The sequence below is a fragment of the uncultured Streptococcus sp. genome (assembly GCF_938036805.1).
In the GTDB taxonomy this organism is placed as follows: Bacteria; Bacillota; Bacilli; order Lactobacillales; family Streptococcaceae; genus Streptococcus.
Map to the genome: position 1 here is coordinate 1 of NZ_CALHWC010000007.1, position 13,372 is coordinate 13,372.

Here is a 13,372-nt window from a genome sequence, read left to right on the forward strand (position 1 = left end):
CCATAGTAACCTTTAGCTAATTTTAAAATACGTTTACGACGTTTGCGTGATACAACGCCACCTTTAACACGTGCCATGTTTTATTTCCTCCAAATATTTCCTAGATAATTGTCACAAAATCTCTTATTTAAGACCTGTAAGCATTGCTTTGATACGTTTGAAATCTCCTGAATGCACCATAGATGCTTTACGAAGATGACGACGTTGTTTCTTAGTTTTTCCGTGGAAACGGTGAGAAGTGTAAGCACGGAAACGTTTAAGTCCACCAGAACCTGTACGTTTGAAACGTTTAGCTGATGCGCGGTGTGTTTTTTGTTTTGGCATGATAAAATCTCCTTTTTCTAACTTTCTGACAGTTTATTTTTTGTCACTAATCGGTGCCATTTGCATGAACATTTGACGTCCATCCATCTTAGGCTTTTGCTCAATAATTGCAACATCTTGAGTTGCTTCAGCAAAGTCTGCCAAGACCTTAGCCCCGATTTCTTTGTGGGTAATCATCCGGCCTTTAAAGCGAATGGATACCTTAACTTTATTTCCTTTTTCAAGGAACTTGCGTGCGTTACGAAGTTTTGTATCAAAGTCCCCTTTATCAATGGTAGGACTGAGACGTACTTCTTTCACAGTGACAACGCTTTGTTTTTTACGTTGTTCTTTCTGCTTTTTCTGATACTCAAACTTGAACTTGCCATAGTCCATAATTTTCGCAACAGGTGGTTTAGCTTGTGGCTGAATCAGGACCAAATCGACATTCGCTTCATCCGCAAGAGATTGCGCTTCGCTAAGCGGTTTAATACCTAATTGTTCGCCGTCAAGACCGATCAACCGAACTTCACGCACACGAATTTCATCATTGATGAATAAGTCTTGTTTTGCTATGGTTTTCACCTCTTTTTTTATTTTTAGAGAAAAACAAGTGCGGACCTGCTAACGCAAACCCGCACTACATGATAGTATTTCATCACTGAAACTGAATCCTGTAGAGCCAGACAACGTTAGTCGCAAGGCGAGAAGTTCTCACTTCTGCTTTTCTCAACTCCACTATCATACCAAGTTTCTTTTTATTTGTCAATAATTTTTTTCGCTTTTTCTTCAATAAATTTGACAACTTCTGCAATTCCAATGCCTGTCGTATCAAAATGAATGGAGTCAGCCGCTGGCTTCAAGGGTGATGCTTCGCGATGACTATCCTTGTAGTCCCGCTCCGCTATTTCTTTTTTAAGAGTTTCCAAATCAGCTGGAATCCCCTTTTCGAGATTCTCTTTGTAGCGGCGCTCTGCCCTTTCCTCAACTGAAGCCACTAGAAAAATTTTCAATTCTGCATCTGGCAAGACTACTGTCCCAATATCACGACCATCCATGACGATGCCGCCCTGTGCAGCAATTAACTGCTGCAAATGAACCAATTTTTCACGCACTTCCGGGATAGCTGATACCCACGACGCATTATTGGTCACTTCATTTTCTCGAATCGGATGAGTAACATCAACATCTCCTACAAACACTAGCTGCTCACCATTTTCAGAACGACCAAAACTAATCGAATAAGTCTCGAGCAAGGCTACGATCTCATCTACATCATTTTCAGTCAAATGATTTTGTAAAGCTAGGTAAGTGGCTGCACGGTACATGGCACCCGTATCCAAATAGGTATAATTAAAATCTTTGGCAATAATCTTTGCAACAGTGGATTTTCCACTTGAAGCAGGTCCATCAATCGCAATCTGAATCTGTTTCATAACCCGCTCCTACTGAATCTTAACAATATCACCTGGGTTGGCATACCAAGAACCAGTAGACATGTGCGACGGATTTAATTGCTCCAATTTTGCAATAGAGATACCTGCACGCGCTGCAATCGCAGCTTCTCCTTCACCAGGCTGAACAGTCAAAGTACCTTCTGAAGACTGAGTTGGCTTTTCTTCTGATTCACTTGGTTGCTCTGATGGAGCTGGTTGCTCCGCACTGCTACTTGAAGATGCAGCTGCATTAGAAGTACCATAAAATCCATCCATAACGGTTTTTTTATTACTTCCGCCAGTAGAGAGGTAGGCGAAAAATAGTGCCATAGCAATGACCATCACTAGAAAAATAGCTGCTAATATGGTCAGCCAGCGGTCAACTTTACTCGCCTGACTTTTCTTTCTGCGATTCAATTTCTCTGCTCCATTATCATATACATCTGCTTCCCATGGTTCTTTTTCCATGACTTCCTCCTTGAGTTTTTCTAAAAATCTTATTACAATATGAGTATGAAAGTTACACTCATTCCCGAACGTTGCATTGCTTGCGGACTCTGCCAGACCTACTCAGATCTCTTTGATTATCACGATAATGGCATTGTCAAATTTTATCAAGACGACCAGCTCTTAGAAAAAGAGGTTGAGAGTCAGCCTGAGATTCTCGAGGCTATTAAAAACTGTCCAACCCGAGCTCTGCTAAAAGACTAATTTTTCTTAGATTGGTCACCATAGTAGACCTCAAAATAATCTAGAAGAGTCAGATTGTCTACTAGTTCAACCTCGCCTTTAAAATGTTCATTTAAAGCTAGGGCGTTGACAAAATATTTTTTTGGCCACTTCCGCATACAGAAGGTCCTGCTACGACTCTTCCCTGTAAAATGAAGGGTGATAGACGTTTTTGTAACTTCTAGCTTCTCAATCGTTGAAATATCAATCTTGATTGGCGTAAAAGGATTTGCCGTAATAATGCGCAAAATACCGTCATCATAAATCGTGAAATATCTATGCACACCGATAGCCAGTAAGACCATAAACAAAAAGAATGAAAAGAGAACAAGAGTCGGAACACTGGAGCTTTCGTACATCAAGGCCAGTCCTATAAAAATCGGAATGACTGACAAAGACCAATAAATCACCAACACCGACATTTCTGGTTGCCAATGATAGCGTACTTTCCCAAAAATCTTTATCATATCTTCACCCCCGTACTACTAGTTTAGCATAAAATAATAAAAAATAGAATTGGTAAACCTATTCTATTTTTTATTTTGCTGGTACAGCAAAGAAATCCTTCGAAAGATATCCTTTCCCACCAACCATATCATATTCGATCAATTTCAAATCATCTGCAATTTCCTGAGCTGATGAATCCAGTGCCTTCTTGTCCACACTAGCCTTATGGAGAACCTCTGTCAATAAAGCGTAGTAAGGAGATACTTTCGAATTGGTCTGCTCAAGTAGCAAGGCTGAAAAATCACTAGAATTGACCAAAGGATAGTTCAACTTAGGTGTCTCATAATTGCTCCAGATAAAGTAATCGGTCAAGTATTGATTTTCAGGATGATCCTTAAAAGCTGACTGAGGGTACAGACCTGGCAAGTGATCACCATAAAAGACTACTGTTATCTTTTTATCAATTTTAGAAAGCTTGTCTAGAAACTCCTTGGTCGCATTGTCTGTGTGGTAGAGCAAGCGAGTATAGTTTACTAACTTGTTATTTTCATCAGCTGTAAAACCCTCTCCTTGTGCCATAAGATTCGATGGTTCACTTTCTGACCAAGGTGCATGATTCTGCATTGTTATGACAGAAAAAAACTGATTTTGCTCTTTCTTTAAGTTATCTAATACTAGTTGATAAGAAGAAGCATCGCTATAATTTTCTCCCTGCCTATAAACAGATAATCCACTAGTTCCTAAAGAAATAAATTTATCATACCCTAATGTCTTATAAATAATATCTCTAGAATAATTCGTTGGAGAAGCTAAATGTATGGCAATACGATTTTTCGATCCAAATTGATCACTGATTGCAGGAAATGCATTCATTCTAGGAACAATTTCTGTATAGAGAACCGATATACTTGGTGAAAGATTATAGTATGGAAGTCCTGAAAGTGTTTGAAACTCCATATTTGCAGTTCCGCCACCATAACCGTCTGATTGCATCAAACCACTTGTCGTTCGTGATTTGACATCATGAATATTTGGAATCGGAGTTGTAGTAATTGATATACCTGAGAGCCTTTCAGGATCAGAAAAACTTTCACTCAAAACATAAACTACAGTTTGCTCGCTTATTAGGTTTGATCTAGTAGTATTTATTGAATCTGCTAATTGTTTATACTTTTCTTCCAAAGAACGAATCTTAGACTGACTATAGCCATTCGGCTGTGTCATCACAGTTTCTGACATCTGCGAGAACCATACGAATGACAACGATCGTAATTGAGAATTAATCGTATTACCATACCAAGTCAAATCATGGTAATTATTCAAAATAGAAATCACAGGAATATTTTCTGCAACTCTTCCATCTTTTTTAGACGAAAAGATTCCTGTAACTGTAGCAAAAAAACTGCAGATTAGTAAAATTAAAGCCAGTCTATGTTTGAAATTCTGGATTAATTTATTTGGTAAAATATATTTTCTAACAGCAAGATAGAATATTGTTACTATAGAAACGCTAAGTAAAATATACATTCCATAATGTCCATCTGCATAGCTTAGCAAGGTTCTCGGTGTCTTCAACCAAGCTAAGTCACTAGGAAGAATTGGCTCCTGCCTAAATTGAAATTTCAAACTATTTGCAATAGTTGTAACAACTCCCAAAAATATACAAATGATTGTCGGGAATAAAAAACTATTACAAATTAAATAAATTAATAAAAATAAAGCAAAAAAGATAATAATCTGAAAAAGTGTTGCTCCTGTAAATAAGCGTAAATCTAATATGATTACATCAGCTTTGAGACTATCTTGAATTGTGTAATTGAAGATAAACGCAAAAAGTGCACTAAATGTAAATGCTACTGAAAAACTAGAACGATTGTTAATAACATCTCTCATACCTTTCACAAGTACGAAGCTTGGAATTGTAGAGACTAGCACAATATAGATAACAAAAACAATTAATCGAAAAATATATTGCTCACTATTTGTATTCGTAAATTCTAAAAATAATGAAAGTCTATCCATTACCGCTGGCAATTTAGAATCTGTTATACACATTATAATAAATAACTGGGAAACGACTAATGTCTCCATAAAACTTAAGTTCTGATAATTAATATTAAAAGTTTTAAATGGTTCCTGCTTACCTTTTTTCAGAATATATTTGTTAATAATTCCAAAAGCTAGTATGGGAATTATTAAATATAAACTATTAGTTTGCCATAAATGATTCTTGTCAATATCCCATATTTTATAAGAAAAATCGTTCAAGTTTCTTGTGATTTCTAACAGATAAGAAAACAGTATGTAGATAAAAAAGACAACTACAATAGCGATAAATGTTTCTTTTCGTAGAAATTTTGAAATATAGCGTCCTAATAACCAGCATACAATTCCACTAATAATCATTGCAAAAATTAGGAACGGGGAATTAATAGTAGATATTTTAAAAGCTGAGGAGACATTAATATTAACAGCTGTCACATCTAAGATTAAACAACTAATTAAAATAAAGCAAATCTGTTCATAATAGTCACCTAAAGATTTCAGTTCTTTTTTCAACTAACTTCTTCCCTCTTTATCTGATAAATTATTTCTTGTCCCATTTATCTTTATTAATATTTTTTTTATAATATACTTTATCGCACTACCTGGCCCTCGATAAATATATTTTAAGGCGCCTTTGATTCCCCCGATATTATCAAAATTAATATAAGTATTAGGTAAAGTATCTGGACGAATATTTAAAACAGTATTATCTACAAATGGTGTGATATAGATATCATTTTTAGAAATAGCATAGTCAAATCTTTGTGACCAAGCTAAATAAACAAGAATTCTCTCGATAGAATGTAAAATAGTATGTTGCGGAAGAGGTTCCGAAGGAATATCCTCATCTTGTAGATTTAAATCAAAGAGTGGTTTCAAGGCATCATACTTGAACCAAATGAATGTTCCATAACTCATAATAAAGGTATTTAATTTATTAAAGTCAATGGAACGATTAATGTTCATTCTCTCCCAAAGAATATTCATATCGTCAGCAAATTTATTTTCATTCCACGGATCCACAATCTTAGTATATCGGAAAAAAGTCGGGATATCTGCAATTACTAATCCCAAACGATCATCATTTTCCAACTTAGCCATAATTAAATCAGCCGGTTTTAGTAACATATCAAATAGCTCATTTCTCCATGAATCTCCTACCCAATATGGATATTCTGGAGATTTTTTAGTATGGAAATGCCCGATATAATCATAGGTACTCAATTCTTCTCTCAATTTAAGCATTGGGATAATATCTCGACCTTTATTTCCAGTAATATATATCTTCCCTGGTTGATTATGTTTTAATAAAACAGCTTCAATTTCTAATTTTTTCTTTTCTGAATCCGTAGTTAGGAAGAGGTCATAAGTAAAGTGAAAATTTTCAAATTGCTTTAAAAAGTCTTCTAGTAAGTCAACATAGTAGGTATGAAGATGTACAGCAATTTTTTTAGTGTCTGAATATGTCTGTGAACTTTCCTCAATAACTTTGCGATCAAGTAAATAAGGTGGAGTTGGTAAACTCATATCTGACATGTGAGATAAGATAAATTCTACTGGATAGTTCGTTCTTTTCTCGATTTCCTTAAGCAAATAAGGAGCTAGATGCTGAGTTAAATCAAATGTTTTAACCTTGATGAACGGCACTCCTGCATCAAGCAAAACATGGGGATAATGAATAGTGAAATTGCTATGGAAAAACTTGTCATTTAATGGAATCGTATTGAGAATAGATTCATAGTTAAATCCAGCATCCATGAATTTCTTGGTATAAAGAGTTTCATAATTATCAATTACCTTTTGAACATTTTCGAAACTCTCAACTGATTTCCAGAACTTTTGGAAAACACTAGATTCAACTAAGCGTTTTTTAAATGAAATAAAGTAAGATTGCAAATGTTCATGAATATAAATATCACCGGCTTTGATTCCTTGATGATTAGTCATACCCCAAAAATCTACATTTGGGTTTGATTCATAGTTATCATAGATCGGTGCCATGTCCCAGAGTGGACCAAAACAAGTGTCATTCATAACAGTGACAGAATCATACTGTTTCAAGTTATCAAATCCAACAAATTTCATACCATCATGCCAAGCAGCAAAATCGTAACCTTTATTCTCACGTTGGATAAAATCATCAATCAGGTGTTTATCACGAAGTTTTTGTACTTCACTTTCACTAAGACGACTATTTGAAATAAAAACTAATTTATCAAACAATGGTCTCATATGTTCAAGTTGATAAAATACATGCCGACTAATATGATCATATTTATTAAAATGAACATAAAGCAATAGACGTTTCATTTACTTCTCCTAAAGAAATTAATAATTTTAGTTGGTATTGTCCATCTTCTCGAAGTAACAACACTGTTATATTGGTTTTGTAAGTCATCATATAAAATCTGTAAACGATTCAACTCATTTTGAAACTCTTGACTCTCTTTCTTCAAAACTTCAATATACTCATTTTGATCATGAGAAATTCGCGACACCTGATTCAGTCTTAAATCTAAGTCTTTTATCTGACGATCTTTTTTAAAAACTAAGACATCCAAATCACGATCCTTAACAAGCGCTAAGTGTGAGATTCTTTGAATATCCTGATCTGGATACTTGTTGAGATATTTAATTTGAGAATCCAAGATACCTGTGAACCGCTTTTCAGCAGTCTCCAATGTCATAGGTTTTGAATCGGACCCTAAATTCATACGATACACAGTGGTGGAATCACTCAAAAAAGAAATTTTAGTGCGTTTGAATAATTCAAGTTGTAACTCAAATGTATCGTCTGCGGCTGTATCGCTAATTTGAGCAGATACGTCTTGCATAAGTGCGGTATCAACCAACCAGGTTGAAGCCATCGTCATACCTTTCATAACAAGCATCTCTTCATAGGAATCAATCAAAGGAAGCGCCTTATTAGCAAAGGCATTTTTTTGGATAAGATTCCCGTCTAAGTCTATCATATCAAATTCAGTATTTGACCAAAGTGAATCAATTGAAGCATCCAACAAATCAACTTGCTTTTGAAGTTTTAATGGGTCAATCCAAAAATCATCACTATCACATCTTGCGATATATTGACCTTTAGCTTCTCGGCAAATTTTTTTCCAAGTTTTAGTAATGCCAAGGTTCACTTCATTACGAAAAGTTCTAACTTTTTCAGAAAACTTATTTTGATATTCTTGAATAATCTCATACGAATGATCTGTTGAAGCATCATCAATGATAATAATCTCGAAATCAAAATTTGTTTTCTGATTGAGAAAGCTATCTATAGCCTCTCGTACCCAATCCCCCTTATTATAATTGGTACAAATAATTGATACTTTCATTCAAACTTCCCTTTTTCTCTTAAGAAAAACTCCACTTCCCATTTCTTTGAATAATACCAGTTGAAGAATCTTTAGCTGACTCATCATCTTCATCAATATCATCCCTATTTAGAACAATAACTGGAATCTCATCAGTCGGAAGAAAGGCTAAAACTTGATTATTCTCATCCCTCACAGTAATTTCAAGTTTTAACTTAATATCGTTTAGTCCTGCTAGTGAACACTGATAGTTTACCTTAACATCACCCTTGCCACTTGTTAAATTATCCATCGTATTATCATTATAAATCCAAATATTACGATCAATATCTGTAAATGAGATAGCAATATAAGTCGGCACAGCTTCTAGCAAGGTATACGTCAAATCAAATGAAATTGGTTCATTTGGTGTAGCTCTTTTAGAAGACAATAGTGATAACTTCAAATTTTCAACAACTGAACCACTTCTTTCAATTCCCGGTTGATCTGAAGTGATTACTTGTTCTGTATTGTCAAAGCTATATTGATTGGCAACATCTCTAGGCTCACCCTTGGCTTTAATGTAACCATCTTCAATTAAAATAGCCTTATTACAATATTTCTTAACTGCTCCCATATCATGGGTAACCAGAATAGTTGTTTTACCAGAATTCTTTCTTTCTAAGAAATAATCATTACATTTGCGCTGAAAGGCTTCGTCCCCCACAGCCAGAACCTCATCCAAAATCAGAATGTCCCCTTGAGCCTTGATTGCAACTGAAAAGGCCAAGCGAACCTGCATCCCGCTAGAATAATTTTTGAGTTTTTGATTCATAAACTCACCTAGCTCAGCAAACTCCACGATATCATCGTACATGGCATCTACTTCTTCAGTTGAGAAGCCCAGCATAGCGCCATTCATATAGACATTTTCCCGGCCGGTCAGCTCTGGATTGAATCCGACACCTAGCTCGATAAAGGAAACCAGCTTACCATCAATGGTCACTGTGCCCTTTTCGGGAATATAAATCTCTGAGATAATTTTAAGAAGAGTGGACTTGCCCGAACCATTTCGCCCGACAATCCCGTAAAAATCTCCCTTTTCCACTTCAAAGGAAATATCCTTTAGGACATGTTGTTCTTTGTAACCTTTGATTCCTCGAAATCGGTTAACTAGGCTTGTTCTTAAACTTTGTGTTGACTCTGTTGGCAGTTTAAAAAACTTACTGACATGGTCAACTTTTACTGCAATATTATTTGACATTATAGAATCTCCGCAAATCTCTTAGCATTTTTATTAAAGATATAATATCCAAGTCCAAATATCACTACTGGCAACAAATAAGGAATCAGAGCAATCCATGGATTTTCAATCAAATCCCATCCTCGCATGCTCCCTGAATAAATTGCAAAGTGGCGTAAATCTTGAATAATTTGTGCAATTGGATTTAGCATCATTAATTTTGCAAAAGTAACTTGTCCTCTCTGAAGAATAAAAGTCAGTGAATAAATGATTGGTGTCGCATATAAGCCTGCCTGCAGCACTACTTCCCAAATTGGACCAATATCGCGATATTTTACAAAGAGAGTAGAGAGCATAAAGGCAAAACCAGCCGACATTAAAACCAGCTCTAAAAACAAAGGAATGATGACTAACCATCCAAAACTAAATGAGACACCATTAATCAACGCAAAAACAAAAACCACCAATAGATTAATTGCATAGTTTATTGCCGCACCTGCAATAGCAGAATAGACAATAATCGACTTAGAGAAATTCAACTTTCGTAACAAGTCCCCTCTAGACACAATAGACATCATGCCCATATTGGTTGCTTCTGAGAAAAAGTTCCACGTCACCATTCCTAAGAGAAGCGATACTGCGTAATGAGGGGTACCATCATCGAAACGTAAAAAACGTACAAAAACTAAATACATGACCGTAAATAGTAGTAGAGGTTTCAAAATAGACCATAAGTGGCCAATAAGAGAGCCTTGATAACGTAATTTAAAATCTGTTTTAATCATCTCTCTCAAGAGAATCCAGTTTTTTTGGCTAAAATAATCTAGCATGTATATTACTCCTTATAAGCAAATTTTGTGAGAATGAGCGTCGTGAAAACCAAAGTATGAAAGGCACGATTTTTTCTGTAGCCATACTTTCGAATCCGTCGCAGTCGCTCTGCAAAAGGGGCTTCCATGATTGTCACAAAATGTTCAATAATTTCTCTATTTTCAGTTGTCAGAGGCTGGCTGAGAAGGTTGCGAGCCTGAGTCTGACTGTCTTTTATCAATTTCCAATATTTAGCAAATAGACGGCTAGGATGAATCCAGTTCTTCACTCGCTTGCGTAAGGTTCGGGCTCCTAACACATTATTCGAATGTTGGCGGTAGAGTTCACCTGGCTGATCCAGATAAACGAGCTGTCCGAAAGCTGAAGCCAACAAGCCCAGATACCAATCGTGCATGAGCAGTTCGTGCTCCTCCTGCCCTGTCCACAAATCAGCCAGAGCACGGTTAATCATCGAAACGCCACCTGTCACCGTATTTTCCGTCAATTCTTGAATCAATTCTGTATTGGCATGGTCAGACTGCGTCCGAATCATACTTTCGTGAACAACATTTAGGTCCTGATCCACTACTTTTAAATCCATATAAACCAACAAAGGTAAGGAAGCATCGTATTTCTCTGCTGCTGCTAACTGAATCGCCAACTTATCCGGCAACCAGACATCATCCTGATCGCTAAAAAAGTAAACATCCGAATCCTGATATTTAAGCAGACTATGAAAACTCTTAATGACACCCAAATTTTGAGCTTCTTCCGGATTGATAAAGAAAATCCGGCTATCTTGACGACAAAAGTCCTCAATCATCGCTCGTGTCCCATCACTAGAGCCGTCATCTCGAATCAAGAGCTGCCAATCCCTATAGGTTTGGGCTTGAATACTTTCAATCTGCTCTGCCAGAAACTGCTCCCCATTATAGGTAGACAGAAGAATAGTCACTTTCATGATAAAAATAGCTCCTCGTATTCACCTACAATTTTTTCCCAGGTGTAGTTTTCTTTCATATTTTCTTTGGCCGCCTGACCTAGCTCAGAAAAGGCTGTTTGAGCATCTACTCGGTCAATCAGCTGGGCCAACTGCCCCTCTTCTTTTTGCCAATACAAAGCTGTTTCTTGGGCTACTTGATGGTTGAAGTCCACGTCCAAAACCAAATTAGCATCAGTCTGAGCCAGAGCTTCCAGAAGCCCGGGATTAGTTCCACCGACTTCGTGTCCATGCAAATAGGCAAAGGCTTGATTGCGGATATATTTGAGCAGTTCCTGATCATAAACAGTCCCGACAAACTTAATCCGAGAATCCTTATCAAAACCCGTTTTTTGCTTGAGCTCTTCAAAATAAGGATTTCCCTCATGATTGCAGATAATCAGCAAGTCACGTTGGGTTTTGGATTTTATAAATTCCCGAATGATGGTCTCGTAGTTGTTTTCTGGCACAAAACGTCCAACAATCAAATAATATTCCTTTTCTCTGCTCTGCCATTTCTCAAAAAAATCACGCACGCAAGCATCCTGAGAGTCAAGAGAAGATAGCTGGAGATCTGTCCCATAAGCAATGAAAGCCTTCTTAGACCAAGGATAGGATTGTTTTATATAACTTTCAATTCCTTGGTTGTCCGCAATGACCAGATCAGCATGCTTGGTCATAAGCTTCTCAGAATATTTAAGATAGGCTTGAACCGGCTTAGGCCACTTAGCTCTCTTCCATTCCAGACCATCTGGATTAATAAAGAAAGTCCCGCCTGCTTTATGAATTTTATGTGCAAAAGGTGCCACAAAGGCTCCGATCGTATTACCCAAAATATAAAAAATTGGACGCTTAATCTGCTGCTCTTGCACTAGCTTTAAAGAATAATTGATGGACATCATATCATAGGCGATCACCCGAGCCGGCCCTAATTTAGGAGCCTTAATGGTGAAGCAATCCACTCCCTTGTAATCAAAATGATGAAAAGCTTCATCATCCGACAAACAAGCTACATGATACTGGATTTTGGAAGAAACCTTATTTTCTACTAATTTTTCAACAAAGGTTTCAAATCCGCCATATTTAGCAGGAAGTCCGCGACTCCCGATGATGAAGACATGTCTCATGCTTTTCCTCTATTCAAAGATTTACAATCTATTCTATTATATCATTTTCTTGGTGATTTGTGGAACTTTCAACAAGGTTCATTAAGTTGTTTCACCCATAAAATAGACTAGTTCATAGTGAACTAGTCTATCAACGCTTTATCTTCTTACTTCCTGCTTGTAAAACTCTTTCAAAGCATCTTGCCAAGTCGGAATGACAAAGCCTGTAGCCTTAGCTTTGGCCAGGCTCATAGTTGAGTTGAAAGGTCGCTTAGCCTTAGCCGGGAATTTGCTGGAATCAACAGGCTGGACTTCCACATCTGTATCTTTGAGAATTTCCACTGCAAAATCATACCAAGTGGTGTCCTCAGCCGCATCATTAGACAGATGGTAATAACCAAATTCCTTTTGATTTTCAGCCAGATAGGTCATAAATTCAGCCAGCGTACGAGTCCAAGTTGGACGGCCATGTTGGTCATTGACTACTGTCAGAGTTTTATGTGTCTTAGCAAGATTTTGCATGGTAAAGACAAAGTTTTTGCCGTAGTTACCAAAGACCCAAGCAGTACGGATAATGTAGAAACGGCTAGAATATTTTTCAACCAGCTCTTCACCCATGCGCTTGGTACGGCCATACTCCGTCTGCGGATCTGGCCGATCATCTACTTCCCACTCCTCACCGACAGGCTTTTGGCCGTCAAAGACATAGTCTGTTGAGATGTAGACCAAGGTTGCTCCATGTGCTTCTGCTGCTTTTGCAACATTTTCGGTTCCAGTCACATTGATGGCATAGTCCAGCTCTTTACCTTCGTCTTCAGCCGCATCAACAGCTGTATAGGCTGCACAGTGATAGACCAAGCTTGGCTTGACTTCAGCAAAGACCTTGTCCACCATTTGGGCATTGGTAATATCCATTTCTGCCACATCAACAGCCACATACTCCTCATTGCGCTCATCCAAAAGATAGCGGAGCT

Annotated in this window: 14 protein-coding genes, 1 pseudogene and 1 other annotated feature; of the genes and pseudogenes, 1 reads left to right on the top strand and 14 read right to left on the bottom strand. The window is 37.1% G+C overall.

Features of this window, described 5'->3' with window-relative positions; genetic code table 11:
• The 5 genes and pseudogenes from Q0191_RS00310 to Q0191_RS00330 form a co-directional block, all read right to left on the bottom strand.
• Positions 1–77 (bottom strand): annotated as a pseudogene (locus tag Q0191_RS00310) (50S ribosomal protein L20); the annotation flags it as partial.
• A 46-nt stretch (positions 78–123) separates the two neighbouring features.
• Positions 124–324 (bottom strand): 50S ribosomal protein L35, encoded by a 201-nt coding sequence (rpmI, locus tag Q0191_RS00315; protein ID WP_146566150.1) that lies wholly within the window; start codon positions 322–324, stop codon positions 124–126.
• 33 nt (positions 325–357) lie between these two features.
• Positions 358–888 (bottom strand): translation initiation factor IF-3, encoded by a 531-nt coding sequence (gene infC / locus Q0191_RS00320; protein WP_015604487.1) that lies wholly within the window; start codon positions 886–888, stop codon positions 358–360.
• A 16-nt stretch (positions 889–904) separates the two neighbouring features.
• Positions 905–1,035: a sequence feature (ribosomal protein L20 leader region), on the bottom strand.
• Between the two features lie 26 nt (positions 1,036–1,061).
• Positions 1,062–1,739, bottom strand: coding sequence for a (d)CMP kinase (gene cmk, locus Q0191_RS00325; RefSeq protein ID WP_297662765.1), 678 nt, complete (start codon positions 1,737–1,739; stop codon positions 1,062–1,064).
• A gap of 9 nt (positions 1,740–1,748) precedes the next feature.
• Positions 1,749–2,207, bottom strand: coding sequence for an SAG1386/EF1546 family surface-associated protein (locus Q0191_RS00330; protein ID WP_048765175.1), 459 nt, complete (start codon positions 2,205–2,207; stop codon positions 1,749–1,751).
• Between the two features lie 45 nt (positions 2,208–2,252).
• On the opposite strand from Q0191_RS00330, the gene Q0191_RS00335 reads away from it, so the two are divergent.
• The gene (locus Q0191_RS00335; RefSeq protein ID WP_306452468.1) at positions 2,253–2,450 is read left to right on the top strand and encodes a ferredoxin; all 198 of its coding nucleotides are present in this window, start codon (positions 2,253–2,255) and stop codon (positions 2,448–2,450) included.
• Here Q0191_RS00335 and Q0191_RS00340 read toward each other — a convergent pair.
• The 9 genes from Q0191_RS00340 to rfbD all read right to left on the bottom strand — a co-directional run.
• Positions 2,447–2,935: an EbsA family protein gene (locus tag Q0191_RS00340; RefSeq protein WP_045499491.1), complete on the bottom strand. Its 489-nt coding sequence runs from the start codon at positions 2,933–2,935 to the stop codon at positions 2,447–2,449. The genes Q0191_RS00335 and Q0191_RS00340 overlap by 4 nt on opposite strands.
• Before the next feature lie 70 nt (positions 2,936–3,005).
• Positions 3,006–5,462, bottom strand: coding sequence for an LTA synthase family protein (locus Q0191_RS00345; RefSeq protein WP_297662782.1), 2,457 nt, complete (start codon positions 5,460–5,462; stop codon positions 3,006–3,008).
• Between the two features lie 12 nt (positions 5,463–5,474).
• Positions 5,475–7,271 carry a rhamnan synthesis F family protein gene (locus Q0191_RS00350; protein ID WP_297662771.1) on the bottom strand — a complete coding sequence of 599 codons (1,797 nt, stop codon included), beginning with the start codon at positions 7,269–7,271 and terminating at the stop codon, positions 5,475–5,477.
• A complete protein-coding gene (locus tag Q0191_RS00355; RefSeq protein ID WP_297662773.1) occupies positions 7,268–8,302 on the bottom strand; it encodes a glycosyltransferase in 1,035 nt (344 codons plus the stop codon). The genes Q0191_RS00350 and Q0191_RS00355 overlap by 4 nt, the downstream gene beginning before the upstream one ends.
• A gap of 19 nt (positions 8,303–8,321) precedes the next feature.
• A complete protein-coding gene (locus Q0191_RS00360; protein WP_297662775.1) occupies positions 8,322–9,524 on the bottom strand; it encodes an ABC transporter ATP-binding protein in 1,203 nt (400 codons plus the stop codon).
• Positions 9,524–10,333: an ABC transporter permease gene (locus tag Q0191_RS00365; protein WP_005590601.1), complete on the bottom strand. Its 810-nt coding sequence runs from the start codon at positions 10,331–10,333 to the stop codon at positions 9,524–9,526. The genes Q0191_RS00360 and Q0191_RS00365 overlap by 1 nt, the downstream gene beginning before the upstream one ends.
• Before the next feature lie 5 nt (positions 10,334–10,338).
• Positions 10,339–11,274: a glycosyltransferase family 2 protein gene (locus tag Q0191_RS00370; RefSeq protein ID WP_297662777.1), complete on the bottom strand. Its 936-nt coding sequence runs from the start codon at positions 11,272–11,274 to the stop codon at positions 10,339–10,341.
• A complete protein-coding gene (gene cps2T, locus Q0191_RS00375; protein ID WP_297662779.1) occupies positions 11,271–12,419 on the bottom strand; it encodes a beta 1-4 rhamnosyltransferase Cps2T in 1,149 nt (382 codons plus the stop codon). The genes Q0191_RS00370 and cps2T overlap by 4 nt, the downstream gene beginning before the upstream one ends.
• A gap of 138 nt (positions 12,420–12,557) precedes the next feature.
• The coding region (gene rfbD, locus Q0191_RS00380; protein WP_297662781.1) for a dTDP-4-dehydrorhamnose reductase at positions 12,558–13,372 on the bottom strand (815 nt) is incomplete at its 5' end.